The organism is Dactylosporangium sp. NPDC049742 (genome assembly GCF_040674675.1).
In the GTDB taxonomy this organism is placed as follows: Bacteria; Actinomycetota; Actinomycetes; order Mycobacteriales; family Micromonosporaceae; genus Dactylosporangium; species Dactylosporangium maewongense.
On the sequence record NZ_JBFANF010000123.1, the window covers coordinates 1 to 17,809 of the forward strand.

General features: G+C 74.4%; 1 protein-coding gene. It reads left to right on the forward strand.

Annotated features, from left to right (window positions below; all coding sequences use genetic code 11):
* The coding region (locus tag AB0J72_RS57665; protein ID WP_363417374.1) for an amino acid adenylation domain-containing protein at positions 1 to 17,809 on the forward strand (17,809 nt) is incomplete at both ends.

Genomic DNA, 17,809 nt, shown 5'->3' on the forward strand with positions numbered 1-17,809 from the left:
TCGACGCCGCGGGGGTTGACGACGACTTCTTCGCCCTCGGCGGGCACTCGCTCCTCGCTGTGCAGCTGGTCGAGTGGCTGCGGGTGCGGGGTGTGTCGGTGTCGGCGCGGGCGCTGTTCGAGACGCCGACCCCGGCCGGGCTCGCCGCCGCGGCCGCGGGTGCGACCGTTGAGGTCCCGCCGACCCGGATCCCCGCGGGCGCGCAGGCGATCACGCCGGAGATGCTGCCGCTGGTGCGGCTGACCGCCGCCGAGATCGAAGCGGTCGTCGGCGGTGTCGAGGGCGGCGCGGCCAATGTCGCCGACATCTACCCCCTCGCGCCGCTGCAGGAAGGCATCCTGTTCCACCACCTGCTCGCCGACGGCGGCGACGACGTGTACGTCACGTCGTTCGTCCTGGAGTTCGCCGGCCGCGACCGGCTCGACCAGCTCGTCGCGGCGCTGCAGCAGGTCATCGACCGGCACGACGTGTTCCGCACCTCGATCGTGTGGACGGGGCTGCCGGAGCCCGTGCAGGTCGTGTGGCGGGCCGCGGCGCTGCCGGTGACCGAGGTCGGCCTGCCCGGCGACACCGGGGACGCGGTCGCCGACCTGGTCGCCGCCGTCGGCTGGTCGATGGACCTGGGCCGTGCCCCACTGCTGGACCTGCACGTCACCGGGCTCCCGGACGGGCGGTGGCTCGGCCTGCTGCGGACCCACCACCTGGTGCAGGACCACACCGCCCTGGACCTGGTGCTGGCGGAGGTCCAGCTCGTGCTCGCCGGGCGCGACGACGAGCTGCCGGCGCCACAGCCGTACCGGAGCTTCGTCGCGCAGGCCCGTGCCGGGCTGTCCCGTGGCGAGCACGAGCGGTACTTCCGGGACCTGCTGGCCGGTGTGGACGAGCCGACCGCGGCGTACGGGATCGGCGACGTGCGCGGCGACGGCTCCGGCCTGGAGCGCGCCGTCCGGGTCCTGGACCCCGGCCAGGCGGCGCGGCTGCGCGACGTGTCCCGGCGGCTCGGCGTGAGCCCCGCGACGGTGCTGCACGTGGCGTGGTCCCGGGTCCTCGCCGCGGTCTCCGGCCGGTCCGACGTGGTCTTCGGCACGGTGCTGTTCGGCCGGATGAACGCCGGCACCGGCGGCAACCGGGTCCCGGGCCTGTTCATCAACACCCTCCCGGTGCGGATGGACACCGGCGACCTGGACGTGCCGGGAGCGGTCACCGCGATGCGCGGACAACTCGCGCGGCTGCTGGCGCACGAGCACGCGCCGCTGACGCTGGTGCGGCAGGTGAGCGGGGTGCCGGGCGACCAGCCGCTGTTCACCACGCTGTTCAACTACCGGCACGACACCAGCCGCGGCCCCGACGGCGCCGGCGAGTTCGACGGCGTCCGGGCCGTGTGGTCCCGCGACACCACGAACTACCCGCTGGGCGTGTCCGTCGACGACGACGGCACCGGGTTCGAGCTCACCGTCGACGCGGTCGGACCGATCGACCCGCACGCGGTGGCCACCATGCTGCACACCGTCGTCGGCCACCTCGTGACGGCGCTGTCGGCGGACCCCGCCGCGGGGCCGGGCATGCCGCTGTCGGCGGTGCCGGTGCTGGCCGCGGCCGAGCGGGACCTGGTGCTCCACCGGTGGAACGACACGCGGGTGGCGCTGCCGGCGGTGACGGTGCCGGCGATGTTCGCCGGTCAGGTGGCGCGGACGCCGGACGTGGCGGCCGTGGTGTGTGACGGTTCCGAGCTGTCGTACGCGGAGCTGGACGCCCGGGCGAACCGTATGGCCCGTCATCTGCGCGGCCTCGGCGTCGGTGCGGAGTCGGTGGTGGGCCTGTGCCTGCCCCGCGGGGTGGACATGATCGTGGCGTTGCTGGCGGTGTGGAAGGCCGGCGGCGCGTACCTGCCGCTGGACCCGTCGCACCCCGCCGAGCGGATCCGGTTCATGCTGGCCGACGCCCGCGCGGCGGTCCTCGTCGGCGCGGAACAACTGCTGGACGGCGTGCAGACGGTGACGGTCGACGACCCTCGGCTGCCGTCGCTGTCGGACGCGCCCCTCGAGGACGAGGTGCTGCCGGGGCAGTTGGCGTACGTGGTGTACACGTCGGGTTCGACGGGTGTGCCGAAGGGCGTCGGCGTGACGCACGGCGGTTTGGCGAACTACGTGGGTTCGGTCCCTGCCCGGGTTGGTCTGGCGGGTCCGGGTCGGTTCGGGGTGTTGCAGGGTCAGGTGACGGACCTGGGGAACACGGTGGTGTTCGGGGCGTTGTCGTCGGGCGGGACGCTGGTGGTGGCGCCGGAGCAGGTGGTGACGGATCCGGCGGCGATGGCGGAGTTCGTCGCGGCGGAGCGGGTCGACGGTTTGAAGGTCGTGCCGTCGCACCTGTCGGCGCTGGCATCCGGCCCGGACGGGCTTGCGGGTGTGCTGCCCGCGCGGACGGTGGTGCTCGGTGGTGAGGCCGCCTCGCCGGACCTGGTGCGTGACCTGGCCGCCGCGCGCGAGGTGTTCAACCACTACGGCCCGACGGAGACGACCGTCGGTGTGCTGACGACGCGGCTGGCCGCCGGTGCGGTGGTCCCGATCGGTCGGCCGGCGGCGAACACGCGGGTGTACGTCCTGGACGACCGGCTCTCGCCGGTGCCGGTCGGCGTCGCCGGTGAGTTGTACGTGGCGGGCGCACAGCTGGCGCGTGGCTACCTCGGTCAGGCGGAGCTGACGGCGGCCCGGTTCGTAGCGGACCCGTTCGATCCCGAGGGCGGCCGCCTGTATCGCACCGGGGACCTGGTGCGGTGGACCGGCGACGGCAACCTGGTGTTCGTCGGCCGGGTCGACGAGCAGGTGAAGATCCGTGGGTTCCGGGTGGAGCCGGGTGAGGTGCGGGCGGTCGTGGCCGGGCACCCGGACGTCGAGCAGGCCGCGGTCGTGGTCAGGGACGGGCGCCTGGTCGCCTACGTGGTCGGTGCGGTCGAGCCGGCAACCCTGCGGGAGTTCGTGGCCGCGCGGCTGCCGGAGCACATGGTGCCGTCCGCCGTCGTGACGCTGGATGCCCTGCCGCTGACCGGGAACGGGAAGCTCGACCGCAAGGCGTTGCCTGCGCCCTCGTACGTCGCAGGGACGGGGCGCGGTCCGGCGAACGCGCGCGAAGAGCTGCTGTGCCAGGCGTTCGCGCAGGTCCTCGGCCTCGAAGCCGTCGGGGTCGACGACGACTTCTTCGCGCTCGGCGGGCACTCGCTGCTGGCGGTGCGGCTGGTGGAGTGGCTGCGGGTGCGTGGCGTGTCCGTGTCGGTGCGCAGGCTCTTCGACACCGCCCGGACCCCGGCCGGCCTCGCCGCGGTCGCCGGAGCGGCGGCCGTCGAGGTGCCGGCGAACCGGATCCCCGCCGGCGCGCGCGAGATCACGCCGGACATGCTGCCCCTGGTCGACCTCACTGAGGCCGAGCTCCGGACGGTCGTCGACACCGTCGCCGGCGGAGCGGGCAACGTCGCCGACGTCTACCCCCTCGCCCCGTTGCAGGAAGGCATGCTGTTCCACCACCTCCTCGCCGACGGCGGCGGCCGCGAGGACGTGTACGCCGTGTCGCGCGTGTTCGAGGTCCCCGACCGCGCCGGCGTCGACAACTTCGTCGCGGCGCTGCAGCGGGTCATCGACCGGCACGACATCTTCCGGACGTCGGTGGTGTGGGCCGGCCTGCGCGAGCCGGTCCAGGTCGTGTGGCGAGCGGCGACGCTGCCGGTCGTCGAGGTCGCCGTACCGGCGGAAGAACCGGACCCCGCGGCGGCGCTGGTGTCGCTCGTCGGATCGGGGATGGACCTCGGCCGCGCCCCGCTCCTCGACGTGCACGTCGCCGCGGCGGCCGGTGACCGCTGGATGGTGATGGTGCGGATCCACCACCTCGTGCAGGACCACACGGCCGTGGAGGTCGTGTACAACGAGGTGCGCACCATCCTGGCCGGGCGCGCCGGCGAGCTGGCCACCCCGCAGCCCTTCCGCAACTTCGTCGCGCAGGCCCGGCTCGGGCTCAGCGCCGAGGAGCACGAGCGGTACTTCCACGAGCTGCTCGCGGACGTCGACGAGCCGACCGTCGCGTTCGGCGTGACCGACGTGCACGGGGACGGCTCGGCGGTCGCCACCACGCACGCCGAGGTGGACGCCGGCCTGGGCGTGCGGCTGCGTGAGGTGGCCCGGAGGATGGGCGCAAGCCCCGCGACGCTGCTGCACGTGGCGTGGGCACGGGTGCTCGCCGTGGTCGCGGCGCGTGAGGACGTGGTGTTCGGGACGCTGCTGTTCGGGCGGATGAACGCCGGCGTCGGCGCGGCCGAGGTGCCGGGCCTGTTCATCAACACGCTGCCGGTGCGGGCGCGGACCGGAGACCTCGACGTCGCCGCCGCCGTCACCGCGATGCGCAGCCAGCTGGCCGGGCTGCTGGAGCACGAGCACGCGCCGCTGGCGGTCGCGCAGCGGGCCAGCGCGGTGCCCGCCGACGTGCCGCTCTTCACGACCCTGTTCAACTACCGGTACAACACCGCGGCGGGCCGCGACGGCGACGGAGCCGGCGAGGTCCGGCACCTCCTCGTCCGCAACCGGACGAACTATCCGCTGGCCGTCGCGGTCGACGACAACGGCGACGGGTTCGGGCTGGTCGTCGACGCGGTCGGCCCGATCGACGGGGGCTCGGTCGCGAGCATGCTGCACACCGTGATCGGCGGCCTCGTGGCGGCGCTGGAGGACGGCCTCGACGGCCACGGACCGACGGCGCTGTCCGACCTCGGCGTCCTCGACCCGGCCGAGCTGGACCGGGTGCTGCGGCAGTGGAACGACACCGGTGCCACGGTCGCCGAAGCGACGCTGCCGGCGTTGTTCGCGGCGCAGGCGGCGCGGACGCCGGATGCTCCCGCGGTCGTTTTCGACGGTGTACCGGTGTCGTACGCGGACCTGGATGCCCGCGCGAGCCGGCTGGCCTGGCACCTCGCCGGGCAGGGCGTGACCGCCGGCGCGGTGGTGGGCGTGTGCCTGCCGCGCGGGGCCGACCTGGTGGTGGCGTTGCTGGCCGTACTGAAGGCCGGCGGCGCGTACCTGCCGATCGACCCCGAGCTGCCGCCCGAGCGCGTGGCGTTCATGGTGGCGGACGCGGGTGCGGTGTGCGTGGTGTCGGAGTCGACGCTCGCCGACGCGTCCGGTCTGTCGCCCGCCGAGGACGTGCCGGTGCTGCCGGACAACCCGGCGTACGTCATCTACACGTCGGGTTCGACGGGGCAGCCCAAGGGCGTTGTCGTGTCGCACGCGGGGATCGTGAACCGCCTCGTGTGGATGCAGGCCCGGTTTGGACTCCAGCCCGGGGACCGGGTGCTGCACAAGACGCCGTTCGGGTTCGACGTCTCGGTCTGGGAGCTGTTCTGGCCGCTCATCCAGGGCGCCGTCATGGTGATCGCCCGGCCGGACGGTCACCGCGACCCGGCGTACGTCGCCGAGCTGATCCGGTCGGAGCGGGTCGACACGGTGCACTTCGTGCCGTCGATGCTGGACGCGTTCCTGGCCGCGCCGGAGGCGGCGTCGTGTGTCGGCCTGCGGCGGGTGGTGTGCTCGGGTGAGGCGCTCGGCACCAACCAGCGGGACCGTTTCTTCGAGGTCCTGCCGGACACGAAGCTGTTCAACCTGTACGGCCCGACCGAGGCCGCGGTGGACGTCACCGAGTTCGAGGTCGTCGCCGACGGTTCGCCGGTGGTGCCGATCGGCAGGCCGGTGTTCAACACCCGCACCTACGTCCTCGACGACCGGCTCGCGCCGGTCCCGGTGGGCGTGGCCGGCGAGCTGTACCTCGCCGGGACCCAGCTGGCCCTCGGCTACGCCGGCCGCCCCGCGCTGACCGCCGACCGGTTCGTCGCCGACCCGTTCGACGACGGCGGCCGGCTGTACCGCACCGGCGACGTCGTCCGCTGGGACGCCGACGGCAACCTCGTCTACCTGGGCCGGTCCGACGAGCAGGTGAAGATCCGCGGGTTCCGGATCGAACCCGGCGAGATCGAAGCCGTCCTCGCCGGGCACGCGGGCGTCGACCAGGTCGCCGTCATCGTCCGGGACGAGCGGCTCGTGGCGTACGTCGTCGGCGCGGTCGACGCGGCGGTGCTGCGGGAGTTCGCCGCGACCCGGCTGCCCGAGTACATGGTGCCCGCCGTCGTCGTGACCCTCGACGCGCTGCCGGTCACCGTGAACGGCAAGCTCGACCGTAAGGCGCTGCCCGCACCGGACTTCGCGTCGGCGGCCGGGAGCGGCCGCGGGCCGGGCAGCGTGCACGAGGAGCTGCTGTGCCTCGCGTTCGCCGAGGTACTCAAGCTCCAGGCGGTCGGGGTCGACGACGACTTCTTCGCCCTCGGCGGGCACTCGCTCCTCGCGGTGCGGCTGATCAGCCGGGTCCGGGCCGTGTTCGACGTCGAGCTGCCGCTGCGGGCGCTGTTCGAGGCCCCGACCCCCGCGCGGCTCGCCGGACGGCTGACCGGGGCGCGGAACGCGCGAGAAGCGCTGGTGCCGTGGGACCGTCCGGAGCGGCTGCCGCTGTCGTACGCCCAGCAGCGCCTCTGGTTCATCGGGCAGCTGGAGGGCCCGAGCGCCGTCTACAACATCCCGGTCGTGCTGCGCCTTACCGGCCGCGTCGACGCCGCTGCGCTGGACACGGCGCTGCGGGACGTGATCGGCCGGCACGAGGTGCTCCGCACGGTGTTCCCGACCGTCGACGGCCAGCCGGTCCAGCAGGTGATCCCGGCCAAGGCACTGGACTGGCGGCTGCAGCAGGTGCACGTCCCGGCGGAGGACCTGCCGGCGGCGGTCGAGGCCGCGGCGCGGTACACCTTCGACCTCGGCGCCGAGGTGCCGGTCCGGGCGTGGCTGTTCGACGCCGGCCCGGACGAGTGGACGCTGGTCGTGGTCGTGCACCACATCGCGGGCGACGGCTGGTCGACCGGCCCGCTCGCCGCGGACGTGTCGCTGGCGTACCGGGCGCGGCTGGCCGGGCAGGCACCCGCGTGGGCGCCGCTGCCGGTGCAGTACGCCGACTACGCCCTGTGGCAGCGCGACCTCCTCGGCGACGAGTCCGATGTGGACAGTGTGATCTCGCGGCAGGTCGGCTACTGGCGGGAGGCCCTCGCGGGCGCGCCGGAGGAGCTGGCGTTGCCGGTGGACCGGCGGCGTCCGGCGGTCGCCGGCCACCGGGCGCACGCCGTGCCCGTGGAGATCGAGGCCGAGCTGTACGCGCGGCTGGTGCGCGTCGCGCGGGACGAGGGCGTGACCGTGTTCATGCTGCTGCAGGCGGGCCTCGGGGTCCTGCTGGCCAAGCTCGGCGCCGGCACCGACATCCCGATCGGGACGGCGGTCGCGGGCCGCACCGACGAAGCCCTCGACGACCTCGTCGGCAGCTTCGTCAACACGCTCGTGATGCGGACCGACGTCGCCGGCGACCCGGCGTTCACCGAGCTGCTGGCGCGGGTGCGGGAAGCGACACTGGCCGGGTTCGAGCACCAGGACGTGCCGTTCGAACGCCTCGTGGAGGAGCTGTCGCCGGCCCGGTCCCTGGCCCGGCACCCGCTCTTCCAGGTGATGCTGACGGTGCAGAACACCGAAGGCGCCGTGCTGGACCTGCCCGGCGTGCGCGTCGAAGGGCAGGGATCCGGTGCCACGGCGGCGAAGTTCGACCTGGACTTCACGCTCTCCGAGACCGTGGGCGGCGACGGTGCCGCCGCCGGGCTGCGCGGAGTGGTGACCGGTGCGGCGGACCTGTTCGGCTCCGAAACGGTGGCGTCGATCGCGCAGCGGTGGATCCGGGTGCTGGACGCGCTCCTGGCCGACCCGTCGGCGCCGATCTCCGGCATCGACGTCCTCGACCCGGCCGAGCGCGACCGGGTGCTGATCGAGTGGAACGACACCGCGGTCGCGGTGCCCGACGCGACGGTGCTGGACCAGTTCAAGGCGCAGGTGGCCCGGGACCCGGACGCGGCCGCCGTGGTGTGCGACGGCGTGACGCTGTCCTACGCGGAGCTGGACGCCCGCTCGGACCGGGTGGCGAGCGCGCTGGCCGCTCGGGGTGTGGGCGCGGAGTCGCTGGTCGGACTCTGCCTGCCGCGCAGCACCGACATGGTGGTGGCGGTCCTCGCGGTGTGGAAGGCCGGCGGCGCCTACGTGCCGATCGACCCGGACTACCCGGCGGACCGGGTCGCGTTCATCGTCGAGGATGCGGCGCCGGTGTGCGTGCTGACGGAGCTGCCGTTTTCCGATGGGCCGCTTCCGGCGGTGTCGACGCGTGGCAGCCAGTTGGCGTACGTGATCTACACGTCGGGTTCGACGGGTGTACCGAAGGGCGTCGGCGTCTCGCACGCGGCGCTGGCGAACGCGGCGTCGGTGTTCACGCCGGTCTTCGACGCCCGTCCGGGTGCTGGGGTGTTGCAGTTCGCGTCGTTCAGTTTCGACGCGTCGGTGCTGGACCTCGCGGTCACGTTGACGTCGGGCGCGCGGCTGGTGATCGCATCGTCGGCGCAGCGGAAGGACGCCGGGCTGCTGCGGGAACTGGTCGCCGCGACCGGCGTGGAGATCACCAGCGTGGTGCCGAGCCTGCTGGAGGTCCTCAGCCCGCAGGACCTCGCGCCGGTGCGGCGGCTGGTGGTCGGCTCCGAGGCGATCTCGGCCCGGCAGGCGCGGCAGTGGTCCGCGGACCGGGTGCTGGTCAACACGTACGGGCCCACCGAGGCGGCGGTCATGGTCGCCGCCGGCGAGGTCGGCGGCGAGAAAGCGGTGGTGCCGTTCGGCCGGCCGACCGGCAACAGCCGCACATACGTCCTCGACGGCGACCTCAAGGCGGTGCCGGCGAACGTCGTCGGCGAGCTGTACCTCGCCGGGGCGCAGCTCGCCCGCGGATACGTGAACCGGGCCGGGATGACGGCGGAACGCTTCGTCGCCGACCCGTTCGGCCACGGCGGGCGGCTGTACCGGACCGGTGACCTGGTCCGGTGGACCGGCGACGGCGACCTGGTCTTCGTCGGGCGCGCCGACGAGCAGGTGAAGATCCGCGGCTTCCGGATCGAACCCGGCGAGATCGCCGCGACCCTGGGCCGGCACCCGCAGGTCGCGCAGGCCGCGGTCATCGCCCGCGAGGAACCCGCCGGGGACCGGCGCCTGGTCGCCTACGTGGTGCCCACCGACGGTGCCGACGGGCTGCCGTACCTGCTGCGGGAGTTCGCGGCCGCGCAGCTCCCCGAGCACATGGTGCCGTCGGCGGTGGTGGTCCTCGACCGGCTGCCGCTCACGCCGAACGGCAAGCTCGACCGCGCCGCGCTGCCCGCACCGGACCTGGCGGGGCGCGACAAGCCCGGCCGCGGCCCCGGCAACGCCCGCGAGGAGGTGCTGTGCGAAGGCTTTGCCGAGGTGCTCCGCCTGGAGACGGTCGGCGTCGACGACGACTTCTTCGCCCTCGGCGGGCACTCGCTGTCGGCGGTGTCGCTGGTCGAGTGGCTGCGGGCGCGCGGCGTCGCGGTGTCGGTGCGCGCGCTGTTCCTGTCCCCGACACCCGCCGGGCTGGCCGCGGCCGCGGGCGCCGCCGCCGTGGAGGTGCCGCCGAACCTGATCCCCGCCGGTGCGGAGGAGATCACCCCGGACATGCTGCCCCTGGTCGAGCTGACCGAGGCGGAGATCCGGGCGGTGGTCGGCACCGTCGAGGGCGGCGCGGCCAACGTGGCGGACATCTACCCGCTCGCGCCGCTGCAGGAAGGCATGCTGTTCCACCACCTCCTCGCCGACGGCGGCGAGGACGCCTACGTCACGTCGTTCGTGCTGGAGTTCGACGACCGCCACCGGCTCGACGGGTTCGTCGGGGCGCTGCAGCAGGTCGTCGACCGGCACGACGTGTTCCGCACGTCGGTGGTGTGGTCCGGGCTGCGGGAGCCGGTGCAGGTCGTCCGGCGGCGCGCGACGGTGCCCGTCACCGAGGTGCGGCTCGACGCCGGCGGCGCGGACCCCGCGGCGCAGCTCGCGGCCCACGTGGGCGCGTCCATGGACCTGGGCCGGGCGCCGCTGCTGGACGTGCACGCGGCGGAGCTCACCGGCGGGCCGTGGCTCGGGCTGGTCAGGGTCCACCACCTCGTCCAGGACCACACCGCGCTGGAGGTGGTGCTGGGCGAGATCGAGGCGACCCTGTCCGGCCGCGCCGACACCCTGCCGGAGCCGCTGCCGTTCCGCAACTTCGTCGCCCAGGCCCGCGCCGGCGCCCGCGAGCTCGACCACGAAGGGTACTTCCGCACGCTGCTGACCGGCGTCGACGAGCCGACCACGGCGTTCGGCGTGACGGACGTGCGCGGGGACGGATCCGCGGTCGCCACCGTCCACGCCGACATGGACGCCGGCCTCGGCGTGCGGCTGCGGGACGTGGCCCGGCGGCTGGGCGCGAGCCCGGCGACGCTGATGCACGTCGCCTGGTCCCGCGTCCTCGCCGTGGTCGCGGCCCGCGCCGACGTCGTGTTCGGGACCGTGCTGTTCGGCCGGATGAACGCCGGCGTCGGCGCCGACCGGGTGCCGGGCCTGTTCATCAACACGCTGCCGGTGCGGGTCCGCACCGGCGACCTCGACGTCGTCGCCGCCGTCTCCGCGATGCGGGCCCAGCTGGCCGGGCTGCTGGAGCACGAGCACGCGCCGCTCGCGGTCGCGCAGCGGGCCAGCACGGTGGCCGCCGGGTCGCCGCTGTTCACGACGCTGTTCAACTACCGGTACAGCACCAGCGACCAGATCCGGGTCGGCGACGGGCTGCGCGACGGCATGCGGCAGGTGCTCGTCCGGGACCGGAACAACTACCCGCTGACGGTCTCGGTGAACGACGACGGCGTCGGGTTCGGTGTGGTCGTCGACGCCGTCGGGCCGATCGACCCGGACGCGCTGGCCGCGATGATGCTCACCGCAGTGTCGGGTCTGGTGTCGGCGCTGGAGACCGACCTCGGCGGCCACTCGCGGACGTCGCTGTCGGCGGTGCCGGTGCTGGACGCGGCCGCGCTGGAGCGGGTCCTGGTCGGGTGCAACGACACCCGGGTCGACGGGCCGGCGGCGCTCGTGCCGCAGCTGTTCGCCGAGCAGGCGGCGCGGTCACCGCACGCGACCGCGGTCGTGTGCGACGGCGCAGTGGTGTCGTACGCGGAGCTGGACGCCCGGGCGAACCGCCTGGCCCGGTACCTGGCCACCCTCGGCGTCGGTGCCGAGTCCGTGGTGGGGCTGTGCCTGCCGCGCGGCGCCGACATGATCGTGGCGCTGCTGGCGGCGTGGAAGGCCGGTGCGGCGTACCTGCCGATCGACGTGCAGTCGCCGCCGGAGCGGATCGGATTCGTCGTCGCCGACGCGCGCGCCGCGGTGCTGCTGGGCCTCGAGGACGTCCTCGACGAGCTGCCGGCGAGCCGGGTGCGGACGGTCGCGCTGGACGACCCGCGGGTGGCCGCGTCGGTGGCGGCACAGCCGGAAGCGCCGCTGCACGTGCCGGTCGCGCCGCAGCAGCTGGCGTACGTGATCTACACGTCCGGGTCGACGGGCCTGCCGAAGGGCGTGGCGGTCACGCACGCGGGCCTGGCGAACTACGTGGCCTGGGCGGCCGCCGAGTACGGCCCGGCGGCGAAGGGTGCCGTGCTGCACTCGTCGCTGGCGTTCGACCTCACCGTGACGAGCGTGGTGGTGCCCCTGGCGACCGGGTCGCCGGTCGCCGTCAGCGTCGACGGCGGCGCGGAAGGCCTGGCCGAGCTGGTCAACGGCGGCGACGGGTTCGACGTGCTGAAGGTCGTCCCCGCCCACCTGCCGCTGCTGGCGGAGTACATCACCGACGATGCCGCCGCCCGGGCCGCGAAGGTCCTCGTCGTCGGCGGCGAGGCCCTGACCGCGGGCCCCGTCCGGCAGTGGCTGGACCGCACCCCCGGCTCCGTCGTCGTCAATGAGTACGGCCCGACCGAGACGGTCGTCGGCTGCTGCGTGCACCGGGTGACGGCCGGGCAGGCCGTCGGCGAGCAGGTGCCGATCGGCCGGCCGATCGCGAACACCCGCCTGTACGTGCTGGACGAGCGGCTGTCGCCGGTGCCGGCGGGCGTCGCCGGCGAGCTGTACATCGCGGGCGCGCAGCTCGCGCGGGGTTATGTCGGCCGGGCGGCGCTGACCGCGGAACGGTTCGTGGCCGACCCGTTCGACCCGGACGGCGGCCGGCTGTACCGGACCGGCGACGTGGTGCGCCGGGACGCCGAAGGTGACCTGGTCTACCTCGGCCGCGCCGACGAGCAGGTGAAGATCCGTGGATACCGGATCGAACCGGCCGAGATCGAGGCGGTGCTCGGCACCCACCGGCAGGTCGCGCAGGCCGCGGTGATCGCCCGCGAGGACGTCCCCGGTGACCGGCGGCTCGTCGCCTACGTCGTGCCCGCCGACGGTGACGGCGACGCGCTGCCGGCCACGCTGCGCCGGCTCGCGAGCGAGCGGCTGCCGGACTACATGGTCCCGGCGGCGGTCGTGGTGCTGGACGCGCTGCCGTTGACCGTGAACGGCAAACTGGACCGCAGGGCCCTGCCCGCACCCGACTTCGGCTCGGCGTCGACCGCTGGGCGGGCCCCCGCCGACACCCGGGAAGAGCTGCTGTGCCAGGCGTTCGCCGAGGTGCTCGGCGTCGGGCAGGTCGGGGTCGACGACGACTTCTTCGCCCTCGGTGGGCACTCGCTCGTCGCGGTGCGGCTCGCCGAGTGGCTGCGGGTGCGGGGCATGTCGGTGTCGGTGCGGACGCTGTTCGACGCCCCGACCCCGGCCGCGCTCGCGGCGGTCGCGGGCCCCGTCGAGGTGGCGGTCCCGCCGAACCTCATCCCCGCCGGCGCGCGCGAGATCACGCCCGGCATGCTGCCGCTGATCGAGCTGTCCGCCGACGAGATCCAGGCCGTGGCGGCCAAGGTCGCCGGCGGCGCGGCGAACATCGCCGACATCTACCCCCTGGCCCCGCTGCAGGAAGGGATGCTGTTCCACCACCTGCTGGCCGAGGGCGGCGAGGACGTGTACGCCGCGCCGATGATCATCGAGTTCGACGGCCGGGAGCGGCTCGACCGGTTCGTCGCCGCCCTGCAGCGGGTCATCGACCGGCACGACATCTTCCGCACCTCCGTCGTATGGGCCGGGCTGCGCGAACCCGTGCAGGCGGTGTGGCGCACGGCGCGGCTGTCGGTGACCGAGCTCGAGCTGCCCGCCGGCACCGCGGACCCGATGGCCGCGATGCTGTCGGCGGTGCCGCTGTCGATGGACCTGGGCCGCGCGCCGCTGCTGGACCTGCACGTCGCCGCCGTCGCCGGCGGCCGCTGGCTGGGCCTGGTGCGGATGCACCACCTCGTCCAGGACCACACCGCGATGGGCGTCGTCCTGACCGAGATCCGGGCGGTCCTCGCCGGCCGCGCCGGCGATCTGGCGGCGCCGCTGCCCTTCCGCAACTTCGTCGCGCAGGCCCGGGCCCGGCTGCGCAGCGGCGACCACGAGGAGTTCTTCCGCGACCTGCTCGCGGGCGTCGACGAGCCGACGGCCGCGTTCGGCTTCCGCGACGTCCGCGGCGACGGGTCGGAGGTCGTCCGGTTCTCGGTCGACGTCGACACCGACCTCGGGCTGCGGCTACGGGACGTCGCGCGGCGGCTCGGCGCCAGCACCGCCACGGTCATGCACGTCGCATGGGCGCGGGTGCTGGCCGCGGTGTCCGGCCGCGACGACGTGGTCTTCGGGACGCTGCTGTTCGGCCGCATGAACGGCGGCCAGGGCGCGGACCGGGTGCCCGGCCTGTTCATCAACACGCTGCCGGTGCGGGCCCGGACCGGCGAACCCGACGTCGTCACGGCCGTCGCCGCGATGCGCAGCCAGCTCGCCGGGCTGCTGGAGCACGAGCACGCGCCGCTGGTCCTGGCGCAGCGGGCGAGCGCGGTCCCGGCGGACCAGCCGCTGTTCACCACGCTGTTCAACTACCGGCACGAGACCACCGCGGCGGCCGAGGGCGAAGAGGTCGCCGGCGGCATCGAAGGCATCCGCACCCTGTACACCCGGCAGCGGACCAACTATCCGCTGTACGTGTCGGTCGACGACGACGGCTCCCGGTTCGGCCTGATCGTGGACGCGGTCCGCCCGATCGACCCGGCCGCGGTCGCCGGCATGCTGCACACCGCCACCGGTCACCTCGTGGCCGCGCTGGAGCGGTCCCTCGACGGCGGCAGCGCCTCGTCGCTGTCGGCGGTCGGTGTTCTCGCCGAGGCCGAGCTGGACCGGCTGCTGGTGCAGTGGAACCGGACGGCCGCCGAGGTGCCCACGGGCACGGTGCCGGAGCTGGTGTCCGGGTGGGCCGAGCGGTCCCCGGGCGCGGTGGCCGTGGTCGCCGACGGCGCCGAGGTGACCTACGGCGACCTGGACGCGCGGGCGAACCGGCTCGCCCGGTACCTGGCCGGCCTGGGCGTCGGCGTCGAGTCGGTGGTCGGCCTGTGCCTGCCGCGCGGCCTCGACATGATCGTGGGTCTCCTGGCGGTGTGGAAGGTCGGTGCGGCGTACCTGCCGCTGGACCCGGAGCTGCCGGTGGACCGGCTCGGGTTCATGGTCGCGGACGCGCGGGTGGCGGTGCTGCTCGGCGCCGAGGACGTCCTCGACGAGCTGCCGGTCGGCCGGGTGCGCTCGGTGGCCCTCGACGACTCCCGGGTCGCGGCCGCGATCGGGCGGACGTCCACGGACCCGCTCGGTGTCACGGTGTCGCCGGGTCAGCTGGCGTACGTGATGTACACGTCGGGTTCGACGGGGACGCCGAAGGGTGTCGGGGTGACGCACGGCGGCCTGCTGAACTATGTGGCGTCGGTGCCTGCTGCGGTGGGTCTGGCCGGGTCGGGCCGGTTCGCGGTGTTGCAGGGGCAGGTGACGGACCTCGGCAACACGGTGGTGTTCGGCGCCCTGTCGTCCGGTGCGACGCTGGTGGTGGTACCGGAAGACCTGGTGACCGATCCGGTCGGGCTGGGCGCGTTCCTGAGCGAGCAGCGGGTCGACGGCGTGAAGGTGGTGCCGTCGCACCTTGCCGCGCTGGCCGCGGGCCCGGACGGTGTCGCGGGGGTGCTGCCGGCGCGGACCGTGGTCCTGGGCGGTGAGGCGGCGTCGCCGGACCTGGTCCGCGACCTCGTCGCCGTCAGGGAGGTGTTCAACCACTACGGGCCGACCGAGGCGACAGTCGGTGTCCTCACCACCCGGTTGGACGGCGGCGCTGTGGTGCCGGTCGGCCGGCCTGTGGCGAACACGCGGGTCTACGTGCTGGACGAGCGGCTGGCGCCGGTCCCGGTCGGGGTGGCGGGCGAGTTGTACGTCGCCGGGCCGCAGCTGGCACGCGGCTACGTCGGCCGGGCCGGTCTGACGGCGTCGCGGTTCGTGGCCGACCCGTTCGACCCGGATGGCGGCCGGCTGTACCGGACCGGCGACCTGGTCCGCTGGACCGGCGACGGCGACGTGGTCTACCTCGGCCGGGTCGACGACCAGGTGAAGATCCGCGGCTTCCGGATCGAGCCGGGCGAGGTACAGGCGGCGCTGCTGACCCACCCGCAGGTGGCCCAGGCGGCCGTGATCGCCCGGGACGACCCCGCCGGCGGAAAGCAGCTCGTCGCATACGTTGTGCCGGCCGACGCCGACGACGTCACCGACCAGGTACTGCCGGGCGCGGTCCGGCAGTACCTGGCGGGCCGGCTGCCGGAGTACATGGTCCCGGCGGCGGTCGTGGCGCTCGACGCGCTGCCGCTGACCGGCAACGGCAAGCTCAACCGCAAGGCCCTCCCCGAGCCCGGCTTCGCCGCGGCCGCCGGCGTGGGCCGGGGCCCCGCCAACGCCCGCGAGGAGGTCCTCTGCCAGGCCTTCGCCGAGGTCCTCGGGCTGGAGACCGTCGGCGTCGACGACGACTTCTTCGAGCTGGGCGGCCACTCCCTCCTCGCGGTCCGGCTGGTCGAGTGGCTGCGGGTGCGTGGCGTGCCGGTGTCCGTCGCCGCACTGTTCGACACCCCCACACCGGCCGGGCTCGCCGCCGTGGCGGGCGCGGTGACGGTCGAGGTCCCGCCGAACCTGATCCCCGACGGCGCGCAGGTCATCACGCCGCGGATGCTGCCGCTGGTCGACCTGACCGACGCCGAGCTCCAAGCGGTCATCGGCACGGTGCCCGGCGGCGCGGCCAACATCGCCGACATCTACCCCCTCGCCCCGCTGCAGGAAGGCATCCTGTTCCACCACGTCCTGGCCGGCGGCGGCGAAGACGTCTACGTCGCACCCACCATGATCGAGTTCGCGGACCGGGGACGGCTGGACGCGTTCATCGCCGCGCTCCGGCACGTCCTCGACCGCCACGACGTGTTCCGGACCTCGGTCGTGTGGTCCGGGCTGCGGGAACCGGTCCAGGTGGTGTGGCGCAGCGCGCCGCTGCCCGTCACCGAGGTCCCCCTGCCGGACGGCACCGCCGACCCGGTCGCGGCGCTGCTGAGCGTCGCCGGGCAGTCGATGGACCTGCGCCGCGCGCCGCTGATGGACCTGCACGTCGCCGGGATCGCCGAAGGCCGCTGGCTCGGCGTCCTGCGCCGCCACCACCTGGTGCAGGACCACACGACCCTCGAGGTCCTGCAGCGGGAGGTGCGGGCGCTGCTGGCCGGCCGCGCCGGCTCGATGCAGGCGCCGCTGCCGTTCCGCGACTTCGTCACCCAGGCGCGGGCCGGCGTCACCAGCGGCGAGCACGAGCGGTTCTTCCAGGAGCTGCTGGCCGGCATCGACGAGCCGACGGTCGCCTACGGGATCAGCGACGTGCGGCGCGACGGCACCGGTGTCGCCACCACCCACACCGGCATGGACGCCGACCTCGGCCGGCGGCTCCGGGAGGTCGCGCGGCGGCTGGGCGCGAGCCCGGCGACCGTCATGCACGTGGCCTGGTCCCGGCTCCTCGCCGTGCTGTCCGGACGCGAGGACGTCGTCTTCGGCACCGTACTGTTCGGCCGGATGAACGCCGGCGCCGGCGCCGACCGCGTGCCCGGCCTGTTCATGAACACCCTCCCGGTGCGGGTCCGCACCGGCGGCCTCGACGCGCTCACCGCGCTGCACGAGATGCGCGGCCAGCTCGCCGGGCTGCTCAAGCACGAGCACGCCCCGCTGGCGCTGGCGCAACGGGCGAGCGCGGTGCCCGCGGGAGAGCCGCTCTTCACCACCCTGTTCAACTACCGGCACAACACCGTCAGCCCCGCCGAGGTGGCCGACGACGGCGGGTTCGACGGCATCCAGGCGCTGTTCACCCACGACATCAACAACTACCCGCTGACGATGTCGGTGGACGACGACGGGCACGGCTTCCGGTTCAAGGTGGACGCGGTCGCCCCGATCGACCCGCTCGCGGTGACACGGATGATGCAGACCACGGTCGACGGCCTGCTGACCGCACTCGAAGCCGGCCTCGACGCCGTGGCGCGGACGCCGCTGTCGGCGGTCCAGGTGCTCGACGCCGACGAACACGACCTGGTGCTGGACCGGTGGAACGACACCGCCGTCGAGTTCCCGGACACGCTGCTGCCGGAGCTGTTCGCGGCGCAGGCGGCGCGGACGCCGGACGCGGTGGCGGTGCTGTGCGGTGCCGAGACGGTGACGTACGCGGACCTCGACGCCCGGGTCGAGCGGCTGGCGCGCTGGCTCGCCGGTCGCGGGGTCGGCGCGGAGTCGACGGTCGCGGTGTGCATGGGCCGCGGCGTCGACCTGCTGGTCGCGTTGCTGGCGGTGGGCCGGGCCGGTGGCGCGTTCCTGCCGCTGGATCCGGAGTTCCCGGGCGA